Origin of the sequence: Kitasatospora sp. NPDC127067 (genome assembly GCF_042724755.1) — a bacterium.
In the GTDB taxonomy this organism is placed as follows: Bacteria; Actinomycetota; Actinomycetes; order Streptomycetales; family Streptomycetaceae; genus Kitasatospora; species Kitasatospora lactacystinica.
Genome location: NZ_JBHXEM010000116.1, coordinates 11,838 through 27,683 on the forward strand (window position 1 = coordinate 11,838; position 15,846 = coordinate 27,683).

Consider the following 15,846-nt stretch of genomic DNA (forward strand, 5'->3'; position numbering starts at 1 on the left):
GAATTCACCCGCGTGGAAAGGCCGGCCCGCGGCACGCCGGGGACGGGGCCGCCCGCTACCGCCCGAGCGCGGCCTGCGCGATGACGGCCCGCAGGCGGGCCTGGACGGCCTCGGCGGCCTCGCGGGTGACCGGGTCCTCGCTCTCCAGCTGCGGGGCGATCAGCTCCGCGGCGGCCACCAGGAGCGGCAGGGGCACCTCCACGCTGCGCAGGTGGAGGAGCTGGGAGGCCGCCCGCTCACCGGGCGTGGCCGGTGCGGGGGCGACGGGGATCAGGGCGGTGAGGCCCCGGGGGAGCGGCTGAGTGCTGGTCACCCGGCCCATTCTCCCGTGCGGGCCCGGGCGGTCCGCGCCGGCGGGCCCGCACCGGCGGGCGACGGCGTTCTCAGGCCCGCCCCTACCGGGGCCCCGGAACGGGCGTCCGCCGGCGCGGACCGGCGCCCGGGGCCTCCCCGCCTCCCGACGGCCCCGGGCGGGCGGCGAAGACCCAGCGGTTGGCCGCCAGCGCGTCGTTCGGCTCCGGCAGCGGGCCGCGGCCGTGCACGGCGGTGAAGTCGTACGGGCTGCGCACGGTCACCGTCCAGCCCCGGCGGGCGAGTCGGGCGGCGGAGTCGGGGCGGGGATCGGCGTCGAAGAGGGCGCGCAGGTCGATGCCGAGCCGCTGCCGGGCCGCGACGTACACGGGGGACGTGCGCACGGCCGGCGGCTCGGCGGCCACGTCCTTGAGCTCGTAGGCGAGGGTGCTGCCGGGTGCGCTGAGCCGGTGCACGGTGGCCATCAGGCGTCGCTCGGCCTCGGCGGGGAGGTAGAGCAGCAGCCCCTCGGCGAGCCACGCGGTCGGCGCCGCCGGGTCGAAGCCGCCCGCCAGCAGCGGTCCGGCCCAGTCGGCGCGCAGGTCGGCGGCCAGGGGGCGGCGCTCGGCGGCGGGAGCCGCGCCGGCCGCGTCGAGGACCGTCCGTTTGAAGGCCAGCACCTCGTCGGTGTCGATCTCGTGGAGGACGCAGCCGGGCGGCCAGTCGAGCCGGTAGGCCCGGGAGTCCAGGCCTGCGCCCAGTAGGACGATCTGGCGGGTGCCGGCCCGTGCGGCGGCCAGCAGGTGGTCGTCCAGGACCCGGGTGCGCAGCCCGAAGTAGCGCCCGAGGCGCCCCCACAGCGGGTCGGCCTCCCCGCCGGGGACCTGCTCGGGGCGAAGCGGCCAGTGCGCCGAGGCGGGGGCGGCGCGGACGAAGAGCTCGGCGAGCGGGTCGCGGGCCAGGGCGTCGGGGCGGTGGGTCTCGACGGCGCGGGCGGCCGCCACCAGCAGGGCGGTACGGCCCACTCCGGAGGCGACGCCGCGGGCCGGGGCCGGGGCGGTGGCGCCGCCGGCGTGCCCGGCTTCGGCGTGCCCGGCCGCGGCCTGACCGGTTACGGCGTGCACGGTTCCTCCTCGTGCGCGGGCGCCGTCCAGGCCGCGGGGTCGTCACCGGTGGTGGTGCGGGCGCCGTACAGGACGCGCATGAACCGCAGGACGTCGTCGCAGGGCAGGTGCAGGGAGGTGGTGCAGTCCGTCAGGACGGTGAGGTGGAAGCCCTTCTGGAAGGCGGTGCGGGCGGTGGAGTCCACGCAGACGTCGGCGTAGAGCCCGGCGAGCACGAGGTGCCGGGTGCCGCTCGCGCGCAGGTGCTCCTCCAGGTCCTCGCCCGGGCCTTCGCCGAGGAAGGCGTCGAAGCAGGCCCGTTTGGTGAAGACCCGTTCGCCCGGCGCCGGGGCCACCCCGTGGAACTCCGCCCCCCAGGTGCCCTCCAGGCACTTCGGCTCCTTGCCGAGGCGCCGGTCCCGCGCGCGCCAGGCCGCGCCCTGGTGGACGGTGTCGCCGAGGAAGCGGACGAACACCACCTCCACGCCCGCGCGCCGGGCCCGGTGCACCGCCCGGACGCTGTTGGCGACCACGGCCTCCAGGACGGCGCCGTCGCCGCCGAAGCGGGCCCTGGCCACCGGTCCGGCGCAGAAGTCGTTCTGCAGGTCCACCACCACCAGGGCCGTTCCCGCCGGGCCGGTCACGGCTCGCCCACCAGGGCCGTGGAACCCGCGGCGGCACCGGGCGGGTCGAGGACGTCGACCAGCGCGTCGACCACCGCGGTGGTGGAGTGCCGGCCGCCGAGGTCCGGGGTGCGCACGTCCTTGTCGTCCAGGGCGGTGAGGGCGGCCTCGACCGCCCGGACGGCGCCGGGGACGCCGGCGTGCCGCTCGGCGACCAGGGCGGCGGCGCGGACCGTGGCCACCGGGTTGACCAGGTCGCGCCCGGCCAGGTCGTCGGCGGAGCCGTGCACGGTCTGGTACTCGACCAGCCCGGCCGCGCCGGGGTCGAGGCAGACGTTCTCCGTGCAGCGGTTCTCCTGCCGCTGGGCGCCGAAGCGGTCCAGCAGGACCACGTGCATGATGTCCGCCCACTCGTTCCCGGCGATCAGCAGCGTGCGCTCCGGCAGGCCGTGGGTGATCAGGTTGCGGTTGACGGTGTCGGGCTGGAACACCTCGATCCGTACGCCCAGCCGCTCGGCGATACCGGCGACCCAGGTGTCGAACGCGCCGTCCAGGAGGTGGAACTTGTAGGCCATGACGATGCGGTCGATCCGCCCGTCGGGCCATTCGCGCCGGGCCCGCTCCAGGGCGTGGCGCACGACGGTCCCGGTGGTCTCCCGGCTGAAGGACAGGGTGCGGGTGACCGCTCCCGGGGTGTGCAGGTTCTCCCCGGTGTAGAAGCCCTGGGCCTGGTCGCGGACGAGCAGCAGGGACGTTTCTCCGGCCCGTAACAGGTCCACCTTGACGGCGCACAGGCGACGGCGCACCAGGTACAGGGACTGGGCGTTGATCGCGGTGCGGAAGACCGCGGTGGTGCCGTCGGCGGCCAGGTCGCGGCAGAACCGCTCGTAGTGCTCCGCGTCCTGCCCGGTCAGCTCCTGGACGTCGGCGGGGCCGCCGTGCGCGCGCAGCGAGACGTAGGAGTGGTACAGGCGCGGGGAGCGCACGATCCGCACCCCCGTCGGGTGGTCGGCGGTGAGCACCCGCAGGACGCGTTCGAAGACGGCGGCGAGCTCCGGGCCGGTGCCCCGGCCCACCGCCAGCCCGACCGCGGGCCGCCCGACCGCGGGTCGCCCGGCGGCGGGCGCCGGCAGCGAGCCGGCGCCCTGGTGGACGACCGGGGTCACCGGGCCGCCCCGGGAACCAGGTGGTCGCCGGGGATACCGGCCTTCTCGGGGCGGTAGTAGTCGCGGATGCCGTCCGCCCAGACCGCGACCGGGACGCGGTCGCCGTCCACCGGGCCGAACGCGTCGAACAGCGCCGTGATGTTCCGGTCGTCGAACCCGATCGCGGTCATCAGGGCGAGGAAGTCCGGGCGGGTGACCAGGCCGTCGCCGTCCGGGTCGCCCAGCGTGGACAGCGCGCGGGCGAACTCGTCGATGGTGGCGTCGAAGCGCTGCGGGTCCAGCACCACGGCGGTGAACTCCTCGGGGCTGATCCGCCCGTCGCCGTCGGTGTCCAGCTCGGTCACCAGCGTGTGCCAGTAGTGCCGCAGGGCGTCGAGCAGCCGGTTCTTGGCGTCCTCGCCGGCCCGGGGGAGCGCCGCGACGACGCGGCTGCCCATCAGGTCGAAGTCGGCGGGTTCGAGGACACCGTTCCCGTCGGCGTCGAACAGTGAGAACACGAGCCCGACACGGTCGGTGGCTGCGGACGTGGGCATGGCGGTACACCTCTGGTTTCCCGGACGAAGGGACGCCGGGCCCATGCCTCGGCGACCGCTCCACTATCCGGCCCCGCCCGGGCCATCGGCGTGCGAAGCACGGCCGGACCACCCGATCGGGGGCAATGCGCCCCCTCGCGCATGACGCACCGGTCGGCTGGACAGGTAGTGAGGCTGGCCCGCGCGCCCCCGACCGGGCCGTCCCGGGGGATTCCGTCCGTGATTGTGCACAGCGTCGCAGGCTCTTGGCCCCGCGTCCGCTCGCCCGCGAGGAACCGCCGCCCGGGGAGTGGGCCGTTCTAGCCTCGTTCACGACGCAGCCGCCTTCGCCCGAAAAGCGGCTGCCGTCACATTTCGAAGGGGGATTCATGCGCACACTGCGGACCTGGGCGGCAACGGCGGTCGCCGCGGCCTCGCTCACGCTCGGACTGGCCGCCGCCGCACCGGCGTCGGCGACCACGACGAACAACGCCTGTTCCTACTGGAACGACAGCAACACGCAGGGCGTCTACTGCGACGAACTGACCAACGGAAACTACTTCCAGGCCTACGCCGTCTGTAACAACGGCACCGTTGTGTACGGCGTTTGGCACTCGGTCGGCAGCAAGATCTGGAGCTACGCGTTCTGCACCAGCGTGGGCTCCTCGCGCTATTCCGGCGGAGTCATCACCCAGTAGGGGACTGTTTCCCCCTGACCGGCCCACGGCCCGGGAATTCCCGGATCCGGCCGCCAGGGATCCCCGAGGCCGCCGACGTGCGCGGCCCATGATCCCCGGTCGCCCGGACTCTCCCCGAACTCGGCGGAGTCCGGGGAGAGTTCGGCGACCGGGCCGTGCCGCCCGGCAGCGGTCACCGCCTCGGGCCGGGCACCCGTCCCGCGCCCCGCGGCTACTCCCGCGCCGCCCCCGACAGCGCCCGCTGCCGGTGCTCGCGGGGCGAGAGGCCGTACGCCGCCTTGAACGCGCGGCTGAACTCGCAGGCGCCGGGGATGCCGCAGCGGGCGGCGACGCCCTGGATCGACAGGGTGTGCAGGGCGGGGTCGGCGAGGTCGCGGTGGGCCTTGCGCAGCCGCTGGCCGCGGATGAACGCGGCGAGGGTCTCGCCCTGGGAGTGCCGGGTGAACAGCCGGTGCAGATGGCTGACGGAGATGTGGTGGGCGGCGGCGACCACCGGCGGGGTCAGGCCGGGGTCGTGGAGGTGGCGCCGCACGAAGGCCCGGACGCTCTCCACCACGGTCCGCTGCCGGGCGTCCTGCGGCAGCGCGTTCACGGCGTCGAGCTCCCCGGCGATCCAGGCCCCCACCAGGTCGACCACGACCGTCCCGAGGCGGCACGCCTCGGCCGGTGTCAGCTCGGCGGCCCGGCGGTCCAGGCCGAGGAGGAACTCCGCCAGCAGCGCCCCCGTCCCCTCCCGCCGGGACAGCCCGCGCCCGAGCAGGTCGCGCAGCCGGTCCGGGGGCACCGGCAGCAGCGAGGCGGGCAGGTCGACGCCCACGCCGGCGGCCCCGAACCGCTCCTGGCCGGGGTCGCCGACGCCGAAGCACCGCACGTCGTACGGGTGCGAGCTGTCGACGATCGTCAGGTCCCCGACCCCGATCGTCTCCCGCTGGTCGTCGGCGCGGCTCAGGGCCTGGCCTCCGGCCGTCAGCAGCGTCAGGTGGTACAGCTCCTCGTCCGACTGGCGAACCATGCGCTCGGTCCGCCGGAACCTCGCCGACGGGAACGACGTCCCCAGCAGCGCCACCGGCCCCAGCTCGACCCGACGCACCTGCGCCGTGAAGCTGTCGACATGCGCGCTGGTCGCGTCGCAGACCCGCGTCCGTCCGACCAGGTCCCGCCAGTGCTCGAAACGCTCCTCCGCCGACGGACCGTCGCCTCCGGCCACGCCCTCCACCCCCACGGACACTTCCACCCCCACGGACAACTCCGCCTCTTCTCAAGCGATTTCCCAGGGTCGGGCCGGCAGGTCCTCCCCGCGGCCGCGCCCTTGACGGACTCCTCGGAGTCCGGCGGCGCGGCCGCCGCCCCGCCCCGTCGTTCCTCCCCCTCGCGGCAGTTCGACACGGCAGGGGCGGTTCGGGTTGTACGGGAAGGACCGTGACCTGATTGGTACAGACCACTGCTGGTTCGTTGTGATAGAACCTCAGCTCTGGGCCGCAAGTGGTCCCGTGACGTGCGCCCCGGAGTCGAACGGAGGGCGCCGAGGGGAGTGGCGGATGGTGCTGGCGGGGGTCGGGCGCCGGATCGGGCGGCACGGTGCGGTGCTGGCGGCCGTGGCCGTGAGCATCCTGGTGGCGACGGCGGTGCTGGCCGCGGTGGCCGGGCTGGCGCAGTCGGCCGCCGCGGCCGGGGTGCGCCAGCGCCTCGCCGCCGACGCCGGCCGCTCGGTGGAGGTGTCCGCGCGCTGGACGGCGCAGGGCCTGCCCGCGGCCGACCGGGCGGTGCACACGGCACTGGTCCGGGCGATGGCCGGCGTCCCCTTCCGCTCCGAGACCGCGCTGCGGGCCGGTATCGCCGTGGACCTGCCGCTGCCGCTCGCCGCGCGCCGGCAGGCCACCGAAACCGGGCTGCCCGGGCTCCCGGTGGCACTGCCCGACCCGGGCCGCTACGCCCGGCTGAGCAGCGGCAGTTGGCCGGACGCCGCCCCCGCGTCCTCCGCCGCCCCCGCCGACGTCCCCGGGAACGCCCTGCGCGTCGCCCTCCCCGAGACCGTCGCCGACCGCCTCGGCCTGGCGAGCGGCAGCACCGCGGTCGTCCCGGACCCCGCCACCGGCGGCCCGCTCACGCTCACCGTGACCGGCGTCTACCGCCCCGACCCGGCCGCCGACGCCTTCTGGAACGGCCTGGCCGGCGCCGACGGCGCGGACCGCGCCCTGCTGCTGGCCGACGGCGCCCGGCTGACGGCCCTGCCCACGTTCGGCAGCCGCACCCAGGCCGTCTGGCTGGCCCTGCCCGACACCGGCCGGTCGAGCCTGCCCGAACTCGCCGCGCTGCGCGACCGGGTGGCCGTCCTCGCCGGCTCCGACACCGCCCGCTCGGTCTACCGCGGCGCAGCCCCGCCCCTGGCCGACACCAGGGTGCGCAGCGCGCTGCCCGCCGCGGTCGACGGCCAGGCGGTGCCCGCCCTGGCCGCCAGGGCCGAGATCGCCGTTCCGCTCGCCCTGCTCGCCGTACTCGCCTCGGTGGTCCTGATTCTGACGGCCCGTCGGCTGGCCGACGCGGTCGCCGTCGAGCAGGCGCTCCAGCGTTCCCGGGGAGCCGGCCTGGCGCGGCTGCTCGCGGTGGCGGCCGGCGAGTGGGCGGTGGCCGCCGTGCCGGCGGCGGCCTGCGGGCTGCTGCTGGTCGAGCCGCTGCTCGCCGCCGTCCTGCGCGGCGCCGGGGCGCACGGCCTGACCGCGGCCGACGGCCGAACCGCCTGGTGGGCCGCCGGGTTCGCGCTCGCGGTGCACGGCACGGCCCTGCTGCTGCCGCTCGCCCGGCAGGCCTGGGACCCGCACGCCCGGCAGGCGCTGCGCCGGCGCCGCCCGCGCCGACCGGGCCTGCAGCGGGCCGGAGCGGACCTGGCGCTGCTCGCCGTGGCGGTCCTCGGCTTCCTCCAACTGCGCCACTACCAGGGCGTGGTGGTGCCCGACGCGGGTGCGGGCTTCGACACCGGAGTCGACCCCGTCCTGGTGCTCGCCCCGGCGGCGATGGCGGTGGCCGGCGCGGTGCTGGCGCTGCGGGCGCTGCCGCCGGCCGGGCGGCTGCTGGAACGGGCGGCCGCCCGCTCCCGCGGACTGGTCGCGCCACTGGGCGCCTGGCGGCTGAGCCGCGACGCCGGCCGCCAGGCGGTCCCGGTCCTGGTCACGCTCCTGGCCGTGGCCTGCTCCGGCCTGGCCGCCGGGGTCCTGGCCGCACTGCCGGCCGGCGACCGCGACCGGGCCGCCTTCACCGTCGGCGCCGACCTGCGGCTGTCCGGGGTGACCGGCGCGGCGGCGCAGCGGCACAGCGCACTGGCCGCGCTGCCGGGCGTCACGGCCCTCACCCCGGTCGCCGACCAGTCGGCCTACGTGGGCAGCGCCGTGGTCCGGACGGTCGCCGTCGACACCGCCGCCGCCGCGGCCTCCGGCACCCTGCCGGCCCTGCGCCCCGACCAGGCCGACCGCCCGGCACCGGCGCTGCTGGCCCCGCTGACCGCCGCGCCCGCCCAGGGGCTCGCGATCCCCGGCGAGCCGACCGCCCTGGAGCTGACCGTCCAGGCCACCGCCGACCCCGCACCGCCGGACCAGGGCCCGAGCCTGCTGCTGTGGATCCAGGACGCCGACGGGCTGACCGAGCAGCTGACCCTCCCGCTGACGGCCGACGGCCGCCCCCACCCGCTGACCGTGAACCTGGCCGACGGCGGCCGGCGCAACTACCCGCTGACCCTCGGCCGCGTCGGCGTCCGCTTCCCCGGCCCCCTGGCCCGGCGCACCACCCTGGAGCTGGACCTGCCACGGATCAGCGCCGTCACCGGCGACCGGCGAACCGACCTCGCCCTCGGACCGGACCGGTCCTGGGTCCGCTCCGGCGCGCCCTTCGTCAGCCCCACCACACTCGGCTGCCCCGCCGGCGACCCGGCGCCGGACGCCCGGCCCACCTCGGTGCTCGACGGCGGCGCCCAGGACGACCGGGCCACCGCCTGCACCTGGCACAGCCGCGGACCCGGCCTCCTGCACGCGGTGCTGCGCTCCCAGAACCCCGCGAACGCCCTGGACCCGGCCGCCCTGGACACGTACTTCGCCGTGCGCCCCCCGACCGGCACCCCGGACGGGAGCGCCCCGCCCGTCCTGTCCGCGATCGCCGACCGCACCCTGCTCGACGCGGTGAACGCCAAGGTCGGCGACACCATCCGGCTCACCTGGGACCGCGACCGCGACAGCGACCAGAAGGTCCGCATCACCGGGGAGATCGACGCCCTGCCCGGCTACGGCCGCGGCCAGGGCCACCTGCTGCTGGACCTGCCCGCGCTCGCCGCCAACCGCGCGCTCACCGGCGCGCCGCCGCCCGTCGACACCCACTGGTGGCTGGCCAGCGACGACCCCGCCGCCACCTGGGCCGCCGTCGACGGCCACAGCGCGTTCGGCCGCGCCCAGAGCGCACAGCGGCTCGCCGCCGACCTGGCCGACGACCCGTTCCGGGCCGGACTGCGCTGCGCCTGGCTGCTGGTCATGGCCACCGCCCCGCTCTTCGCGGTGACCGCCCTGACCCTGCACGCGGTCGGCGCGGCCCGCTCCCGGCAACGGGAGTTCGCCGTGCTGCGCGCACTGGGCGCACGGACCGGCGAACTGACGGCGATGCTGCGCGCCGAACAGGTGGCGGTGACGGTGCCCCCGGTGCTGCTCGGCGGCCTGCTGGGCCTGCTGCTGACGGCCCTGCTGCTGCCGCTCACCGTGCTGGACGACAGCTCCGGCCCGGTCTTCCCGGCCCTGGCCACCGCCCCGGGCCGGCCGGCCGCCGCGCTCACCACGCTCGCCAGCGGCCTGCTGCTGGCCCTCACGGTCCTGGTCCTCACCCGGCTGCTGGCCAGGGTCGACCTGGTCCGGGCCCTGCGCGCGGGGGAGGACGGATGAGCCCGACGCCAGGACGGCGGCCCGGGACGGGGCCCGGCACCCCGACCGGAACCCCGCCCCGCAACGGACGCTTCGACGGCGGGAGCCCCGCATGCTGACACTGCGCCTGATCCGACGAGAGGCGCGGATCGCCTGGCCGGTGGCGGCCGGGCTGGCGCTGCTCTCCGTCCTGCTCACGGCGATCCCGCTGAGCTGGCCGCCGCGCTTCGACCGCCTCGCCGCCGGCGCGCTCGCGGACCGGGTCGCCCGCGCCCAGCTGTCCGGCCCGCTGATCACCGCCACGTCCACCACCGTCCCGCTGCCGTCCAGGCCCCGGATCGCCCCCGGCGCACTCGACCGCGACCTCGACCGGGCCGGCCACGCGGTGCGCGCCGCCGCCGGACCGCGACTGGCCGCCGCGCTCGGCACACCGAAGGGCCGCGTGAGCGCCCCCTCCGCCGCGGCGGAAGGGCCCGGAGTCCCCACCCCCTACGGCCGGCCCCCGGGGCTCAGCCTGGTCCACGCCCAGCCCGACGACGCCCACGGCCCGGTCGAGTACGTCCAGGGCCGCGCACCCCGGCAACCCGCACCCGACCCGACGGCCCCGCCCGGACAACCGCCCGCGGTCGAGGTCGCGGTCTCCGAAACCACCAGGGACCGCCTCGGCCTGACGACGGGTCAGCGATTCGGCCTGGCCGGCACCGGCTGGTCCACCCCGGTGCTCCTGGTCGGCGTCTTCCGCACCGACCACGGCGCCGACCGCCTCTGGCAACAGTTCCCGATGCTCGTCGCCCCCTGGACCGTCCCGGCCGAGACCGGCCAGCAACTGGTCGGCCAACTCCTCACCAGCGCCGAAGGGATCGAACAGGTCGCGGGCCGCGGCACCGTACCGCTCGAACTGGCCTGGGACCTGCCCGTGGCCACCGACCGGTCCGGGCCCGCCGCCACCGCCACGGGGACCGCCGAACTGCGCGCCGCCCTCGCCGGGCTGCGCGCCGCCGACACCGCCCAGCGCTGCGGGGACGAAACCGGCGGCCTCTGCACACTCGCCGGCCAGATCGTGCCCAAGATCGCCGTCACCGACCGGCTCACGCCCGAACTGGACGCCTACGCCGCCCAACGCGGACGCGCCCAACAGCTCCAGGGCTTCGCGCTCGTCGGACTGCTCGCCGTGGTCGTGGCCACCGCCGTCGCCACCGCACGGCTCGGCGCCCGCCGCCGGGCCGGCGCCTTCGCCCTCCAGCTCTCCCGCGGCGCCGGGACCGCCGGGATCGCCGGCCGTCTGCTGGCCGAGGCCGCGGTCGCGGTCGGCGCCGGCGCCGCCGCGGGCTGGGCGATCGCCCGCGCCACCACGCCCCAGGGCACCGCCCTGGGATCCGCCCTGCCGGCGGCCGTCGCCGCCCTGCTGGTCTGGTGCGCCCCGGCCGCCACCCTGCTCACCACCGCCCCGCGCACCCGGCCCCCGGCACGCTCGCGCCGCCTCGTCCTGGAAGCCCTGGCCCTGCTGCTGGCCGCGGGCGCACTGACCGCGCTGCGCACCCGCGGCGCCCTCGCCGGCTCCGGCCTCGACCTCCCGCTCGCCCTGACCCCGGTCCTGCTGGCACTGGTCGCGGCGCTCGTCCTGCTCCGCCTGCTGCCCCCGCTGCTGCGCCGGGCCGCCCACTGGGCGCGCCGCTCGCGCGGCCCGGTTTTGCTGGTGGCACTCGCCCAGGCCGGCCGGCACACCGGCACGGCCGCACTCGCCCTGCTGGTCCTGACGCTGGCCATGGGCTACGGCGTCTTCGGCGCCGGGATCTCGCGCACCGTCACCGACAGCCGCGCCCGGAGCGCCGACTGGCGCACCGGCGGAGCACCGCTCGCCCTGGTCGGACCGCGCGACCGACTGCCCGAGGACCTCTCCCACGTCCCCACCGTCGGCCACCAGGTGACCGTCACCGGCGCGAGCGGCGAACTCACCTCGCAGGACGACGGCACCACCTTCCCCGGCGCCCAACTCGTCGGACTGGACGCCGCCGCCCTGTCCGCCGCCCGCCCCTCCTCCCCGCTCGCCCGCGCCCTGCTGGCCGCCGACGGGGCCGACGCACCGGTGCGGCAGACCGGCGAGAACGGCACCGAACCGCTGCTCACCGCCCTGGCCGACCCCGCCCTGGCCGCCCGCTTCCCCGACGGCACCTTCGAACTGTCCGCCCTGGGCACCAGCCGCGTCCTGGTCCACGTGATCGGCGCCCTGCCCGAGGACGCCCTGCACGACCCGGCCCTCGGACCGGTCCTCGGCAACGGGCCGCGCCCCGGCGCCCTGCTGCTGTTCACCGGCCCCTCCGCACAACGCCTGCCCGCACAGCCCGGCCACCCCTCCGCACTCCTGCTCCACCCGGCCGCCGGCGCCCCACCACTGGACCGGGCCGCCGTGCGCACCGCGGCCACCCCGCAGCTCGCCCCCACCGGCAGGACCGGCCCGCGGGTCGAACTGCTCGACCACGCCGCGGAGTTCGAGGCCCTGCGCACCGACGGACTGGTCCGCTCGGTCCAGCTCGCCTTCCAGGTCACCACCGCACTCGCCCTGCTGCTCGCCCTCGGCGCCTTCGTCCTGGACCTCCTCCTCAGCGCCACCGAACGCGCCCGCGTCACCTCCTACCTGCGCACCCTGGGGCTCACCGGCCGCTCGGTACTCGCCCTGCAACTGCTGCACCCGCTGCCGCTGCTGCTCACCGCCGCGGCCGGCGGCACCGCCCTGGGCCTGCTGCTGCCCGGGGCACTCGGCCCCGGCCTGCGGCTGCAAGCGCTCACCGGAGCGCCCTTCGAACCCGCCGCACACACCGACTGGACCACCACCACGGCGCTCGGCCTCGCCCTGACCGTGCTGGTGACGGCGGCCGGCGCCCTGGAGACGGCGATCGCCCGCCGCCGCGCCCTGGGCGCCGTCCTACGACTGGGGGAGGCCCTGTGACCACCCGTGAGAACGAACGAACCGCCGCCGGGACCGACCGGCCCATGGTCCACTGCGAGAGCCTCGTACGGATCTACCGCACCGGCACCACCGCCCGCGGCGGCGTCGAGGTCCAGGCCCTGCAAGGACTCGACCTGACCGTGCGCGAGGGCGAACTGACCGCCCTGGTCGGGGCCTCCGGCTCCGGCAAATCCACCCTGCTCGGCATCCTCGCCGGCCTGGACACCCCCAGCGCCGGCACCGCCACCGTCGACGGCACCGACCTGGGCGCGCTCAAGCGGCGCGAACGCACCGCCTACCGCCGCCGCACCGTCGGAACGATCCAGCAGCAGACCGCCGCCAACCTGCTGCCCTACCTGACCGCCCGCGAGAACGTCCAACTGCCCATGGGCTACGCCGGCGTACCGCGCCGCCGCCGCGCCGACCGGGCCACCGAACTGCTCGACCTGATGGGCATCGCCCAGGCGGCCGACCGCACCCCCGCCGCGCTCTCCGGCGGCGAACAGCAGCGGGTCGCCATCGCCGTCGCCCTCGCCAACGAACCCCGCCTGCTGCTCGCCGACGAACCCACCGGCGAACTGGACACCGCCACCTCGCAGGAGATCTTCACCGCCCTGCGCACCGCCAACAGCGAACTGGGCACCACCGTCCTGATCGTCACCCACGACGCCCTGGTGGCCGACCAGGTCCGCCGCACGGTACGGATCCGCGACGGGCGCACCTCCACCGAAGTGCTGCGGGGCCCTGCGGCCGCCGACGGCGACGGCGACGGCGCACCCGTCGAGTACACGGTGCTGGACCGGGTCGGCCGGCTCCAACTGCCGCGCGACTTCACGGAATCCCTCGGCCTGGCGCACCGCGTGCGACTGGTCCTCGAACACGACCACATCACCGTGTGGCCCGACCGCGACCGCCCGCCGGGCGCCGGACCCACCGCGGACGGCGGCTGACGTCCGCCCGCCGCCCGCCCGCCGTCCAACCCGCGGTCCGCCCGCCCGCCGGCCGACAGGAACACCCGTTCCCCCGGCCCTGTCAGGGAGCTGGACAGCGGTGCGGGAGTCGACCAGTCTCACCACCATGACGTTCCCCCAACACTCTCCCTCCGCCACACGCACAGCGCTCCTCCAGGCCGTCACCGCGGTCGGCGACGAAGCCGTCCCCCTGCTCGCCGACTGCCGCGGCGACATCCGCATCCCCGGCGCCGAGTGGACGGTCGCCGAGGCCGCCGCCCACCTCGCGATGGCCAACGAACTGATGGCCGCCCTCGCCGCCGGGGAGGAACGCCCGTACGGGGACGGCACCCCGGGCGCGCTGGCCGCGGCCAACGAGGTCTCGCTGGCCGCGCGACCCGAACGCGATCCGGCCGTACTCGCCGAGGAAATCGCCCGCCAGGCAGGGGAGTTCGCGGCGGCGGCCGGCCCGCGCACCGGCACCGAGCCGATGCTGACCCCGCTCGGCCCGATGGACCTGGACACCCTCGGCGCCTACCTGCTGACCCACATGCTGGCCCACCTCTACGACGTCGCCGTCGCGCTCGGCCGGCCCCACCCGATCGACCGGCAACGCGTCGGGCTGACCATGCCGTTCCTGCGAACGGCCATGCCCCTGGTGGCGGACGCCCGCACCGCGGCCGGCCACAGCGCCTGCTACCGGCTGCGGCTGCGCGGCGCGGGCGGATTCGCGGTCACCTTCACCGACGGCGCCGTCGCGGTCAGCCAGGAGCCGCCCCGGCGCCCCGACTGCACGATCCTCGTCGAGCCGGTGGCGTTCTTCCTCCTCGCCCTGGGCCGCTGCTCCACCGCCGGCGCCATCGCCCGCGGCAAGGTGCTCGCCTGGGGCCGCCGGCCCTGGCTGGCCCCGTCCTTCCCCGGACTGTTCACAGCCCCCTGAACCCGCGCGCCGGCCCGGCACCGGCGGCCACCGCGCCCCCCTCGGCCTCGCGGCACGCCCCGCAGGCGTTCCACTGGGGCCCGCCGGGCGCGGGGGAGCGGCGAGGGGCCAGGGTCATGTCGGAGGTGCTCAGGCCGCACAGCGTCAGGGGCCCGCAGGCGCCGGAGGCCTCCGCGGGGGCGCAGTGCGCCAGACGCACCGGGTTCCCGGGGTCCGCCGGCCCGCGGTCGGGGCCGAGGATCCGCACATTGGTCGGCGTATCGGGTTCGAGCACGATGACGGTGTCCATCTCCACAACCTCGCCGCCCGACCCGTCCGCTGCACCCGCACCGTGGCATCCGGCCCAGCCACCCCCACCCCGGACACCCCGCCCCGGCGCCCTCCCGGCGACGGGGCCCGGCCGCCGGGGCCGCTAGCATCGCGCGCATGCTGGCGCTGCTCCACACCTCCCCGGTCCACGTCCCCGTCTTCGACGCGCTCCGCGACCGCGAGCACCCCGGGCTGTCCCTGCGGCACGTCGTGTCGCAGGGGCTGCTGGCCAGGGCCCTGGCCGAGGGGCCCGAGGCCGTCGCGGGGGACATCGACCGGGCTCTCGCCCCGGCGATCGCCGCCGGGGCCGCGGCGGTGCTGTGCACCTGTTCGACGATTGGGGGCGTCGCGGAGGCCCGGGCCGCGGCGCTGGGAGTGCCCGTGCTGCGCGTCGACCGTCCGATGGCGGCGGCCGCCGTCGCCGTCGCGCCCGGCGGCGGCCGAGCGGCGACACGCATCGCCGTGATCGCCGCACTGGCCGGCACCCTGGGCCCGACCACGGCCCTCGTCGACGAGGAGGCCGCCCGATCCGGCCGGCCGGTCACGGTGACGGCCACGGTGGTCGACGGCGCCTGGGAGCGGTTCGAGAGCGGTGACCGCGCCGGCTACCTGACCGCGATCGCCGCCGCCGTCGAGGCCGTGGTCGACGCGGACGCCGTCGTCCTCGCCCAGGCGTCCATGGCGGACGCCGCGCAGCGGACCACGACCGCCGTGCCGGTCCTGTCCAGCCCGGCCCTCGGGCTGCGCGCCGCTGCCGCCGCCGCGGTGTCACGCCCCGCGCAGGCGGCGCTTGAGTATCCGTACTCAGGCGGCGCTGTCGGTGCCGGATGACACTGTGCGGATACGTCGGGACGCCCGGGCCCGGCACCACGGAGGGGATGACCATGAGGCGTGCGAGTTTCGCCTGGACGACGGCGGTCGCGGCGGTGGCGGCGATCGCGGTGACGGCGGTCCCGGCGTCCGCCGGACAGGCCGGACAGGCCGGACAGGCCGGGGAGATCGGGTACGGGACGCCGGGGACGGGCGAGATCCTGCCCTACCCCGGGCAGGAGGGGCTGATCTGGATCCCGGACTGGATCGGTGACGGCGGGGCGGTCACCGGCGGCGCCTACACGGCCGGTCCGCCCGTCACCGTGACGGTCGGCTGCCGGGGCGGCAGCGGCGGCGCGGGCGAGGTGCGGGTCACCTTCACGCCGTACTACGGCGACACCACCCCGGTGGAGTTCACCGTGCCCTGCCCGGCCGAGGCCGTCGACAGGGGCTCGGCGGTGGTGACGGCCGAGCAGGGCCGGTCCTTCCACGTCGGGGTGAAGGCGTCGGCCCCCGACGTGCACTGGGGGCTGACGGTCACCCAGCCGGACGCCTGACCGACCGGGGACGGGAACAGCCCGCCCGCCGGCCGCAGCCCTCGCGGG

At 77.1% G+C, this 15,846-nt stretch carries 14 protein-coding genes; 7 read left to right on the top strand and 7 right to left on the bottom strand.

All coding sequences use genetic code 11. The features are described 5' to 3' along the window. Positions 1-55: 55 nt before the first annotated feature. The 5 genes from ACFWJ4_RS32660 to ACFWJ4_RS32680 form a co-directional block, all read right to left on the bottom strand. A complete protein-coding gene (locus ACFWJ4_RS32660) occupies positions 56-313 on the bottom strand; it encodes a hypothetical protein (protein WP_380357037.1) in 258 nt (85 codons plus the stop codon). 82 nt (positions 314-395) lie between these two features. Continuing rightward, positions 396-1,316: an SAM-dependent methyltransferase gene (locus tag ACFWJ4_RS32665; RefSeq protein WP_380550589.1), complete on the bottom strand. Its 921-nt coding sequence runs from the start codon at positions 1,314-1,316 to the stop codon at positions 396-398. 86 nt (positions 1,317-1,402) lie between these two features. Continuing rightward, entirely contained in the window at positions 1,403-2,038 is a 636-nt protein-coding gene (locus ACFWJ4_RS32670) for a cysteine hydrolase family protein (RefSeq protein ID WP_380550569.1), read from the bottom strand. Beyond that, positions 2,035-3,150: an isocitrate/isopropylmalate family dehydrogenase gene (locus ACFWJ4_RS32675; protein ID WP_380550592.1), complete on the bottom strand. Its 1,116-nt coding sequence runs from the start codon at positions 3,148-3,150 to the stop codon at positions 2,035-2,037. Before ACFWJ4_RS32675 ends, ACFWJ4_RS32670 begins: the two co-directional genes overlap by 4 nt. A gap of 29 nt (positions 3,151-3,179) precedes the next feature. After that, positions 3,180-3,716 (bottom strand): EF-hand domain-containing protein, encoded by a 537-nt coding sequence (locus tag ACFWJ4_RS32680; protein ID WP_380550572.1) that lies wholly within the window; start codon positions 3,714-3,716, stop codon positions 3,180-3,182. Between the two features lie 368 nt (positions 3,717-4,084). On the opposite strand from ACFWJ4_RS32680, the gene ACFWJ4_RS32685 reads away from it, so the two are divergent. Then, on the top strand, positions 4,085-4,393 hold the full coding sequence (locus tag ACFWJ4_RS32685; RefSeq protein ID WP_380550575.1) for a hypothetical protein: 309 nt from the start codon (positions 4,085-4,087) through the stop codon (positions 4,391-4,393). Positions 4,394-4,604: 211 nt separating this feature from the next. Here ACFWJ4_RS32685 and ACFWJ4_RS32690 read toward each other — a convergent pair whose 3' ends face one another. Then, positions 4,605-5,627 (bottom strand): helix-turn-helix domain-containing protein, encoded by a 1,023-nt coding sequence (locus ACFWJ4_RS32690; protein ID WP_380550578.1) that lies wholly within the window; start codon positions 5,625-5,627, stop codon positions 4,605-4,607. A 304-nt stretch (positions 5,628-5,931) separates the two neighbouring features. Here ACFWJ4_RS32690 and ACFWJ4_RS32695 point away from each other — a divergent pair, with 304 nt between their 5' ends. The 4 genes from ACFWJ4_RS32695 to ACFWJ4_RS32710 all read left to right on the top strand — a co-directional run bounded on the left by ACFWJ4_RS32695 (position 5,932) and on the right by ACFWJ4_RS32710 (position 14,122). Next, positions 5,932-9,306, top strand: a complete 3,375-nt coding sequence (locus ACFWJ4_RS32695; protein ID WP_380550580.1) for an FtsX-like permease family protein — start codon at positions 5,932-5,934, stop codon at positions 9,304-9,306. Positions 9,307-9,397: 91 nt separating this feature from the next. Continuing rightward, positions 9,398-12,232 carry a hypothetical protein gene (locus tag ACFWJ4_RS32700; RefSeq protein WP_380550582.1) on the top strand — a complete coding sequence of 945 codons (2,835 nt, stop codon included), beginning with the start codon at positions 9,398-9,400 and terminating at the stop codon, positions 12,230-12,232. A gap of 44 nt (positions 12,233-12,276) precedes the next feature. After that, positions 12,277-13,182, top strand: coding sequence for an ABC transporter ATP-binding protein (locus ACFWJ4_RS32705; RefSeq protein WP_380550595.1), 906 nt, complete (start codon positions 12,277-12,279; stop codon positions 13,180-13,182). Positions 13,183-13,309: 127 nt separating this feature from the next. After that, entirely contained in the window at positions 13,310-14,122 is an 813-nt protein-coding gene (locus ACFWJ4_RS32710) for a maleylpyruvate isomerase family mycothiol-dependent enzyme (RefSeq protein ID WP_359915127.1), read from the top strand. Here ACFWJ4_RS32710 and ACFWJ4_RS32715 read toward each other — a convergent pair. Next, positions 14,109-14,411, bottom strand: a complete 303-nt coding sequence (locus ACFWJ4_RS32715; RefSeq protein ID WP_359915130.1) for a hypothetical protein — start codon at positions 14,409-14,411, stop codon at positions 14,109-14,111. The genes ACFWJ4_RS32710 and ACFWJ4_RS32715 overlap by 14 nt on opposite strands. A gap of 137 nt (positions 14,412-14,548) precedes the next feature. Between ACFWJ4_RS32715 and ACFWJ4_RS32720 the strand changes: the two genes are divergently transcribed. Continuing rightward, a complete protein-coding gene (locus ACFWJ4_RS32720) occupies positions 14,549-15,262 on the top strand; it encodes an aspartate/glutamate racemase family protein (RefSeq protein WP_380550585.1) in 714 nt (237 codons plus the stop codon). Between the two features lie 53 nt (positions 15,263-15,315). After that, the gene (locus tag ACFWJ4_RS32725) at positions 15,316-15,798 is read left to right on the top strand and encodes a hypothetical protein (RefSeq protein ID WP_380550587.1); all 483 of its coding nucleotides are present in this window, start codon (positions 15,316-15,318) and stop codon (positions 15,796-15,798) included. Positions 15,799-15,846: the final 48 nt, after the last annotated feature.

Excerpts from the sequence above, each read along its gene's own strand:
- ACFWJ4_RS32695 (WP_380550580.1), top strand. The coding sequence starts at position 5,932 with ATGGTGCTGGCGGGGGTCGGGCGCCGGATCGGGCGGCACGGTGCGGTG.
- ACFWJ4_RS32710 (WP_359915127.1), top strand. The coding sequence starts at position 13,310 with ATGACGTTCCCCCAACACTCTCCCTCCGCCACACGCACAGCGCTCCTC.
- ACFWJ4_RS32725 (WP_380550587.1), top strand. The coding sequence starts at position 15,316 with ATGAGGCGTGCGAGTTTCGCCTGGACGACGGCGGTCGCGGCGGTGGCG.
- ACFWJ4_RS32715 (WP_359915130.1), bottom strand. The coding sequence starts at position 14,411 with ATGGACACCGTCATCGTGCTCGAACCCGATACGCCGACCAATGTGCGG.
- ACFWJ4_RS32700 (WP_380550582.1), top strand. The coding sequence starts at position 9,398 with ATGCTGACACTGCGCCTGATCCGACGAGAGGCGCGGATCGCCTGGCCG.
- ACFWJ4_RS32705 (WP_380550595.1), top strand. The coding sequence starts at position 12,277 with ATGGTCCACTGCGAGAGCCTCGTACGGATCTACCGCACCGGCACCACC.
- ACFWJ4_RS32680 (WP_380550572.1), bottom strand. The coding sequence starts at position 3,716 with ATGCCCACGTCCGCAGCCACCGACCGTGTCGGGCTCGTGTTCTCACTG.
- ACFWJ4_RS32685 (WP_380550575.1), top strand. The coding sequence starts at position 4,085 with ATGCGCACACTGCGGACCTGGGCGGCAACGGCGGTCGCCGCGGCCTCG.
- ACFWJ4_RS32720 (WP_380550585.1), top strand. The coding sequence starts at position 14,549 with ATGCTGGCGCTGCTCCACACCTCCCCGGTCCACGTCCCCGTCTTCGAC.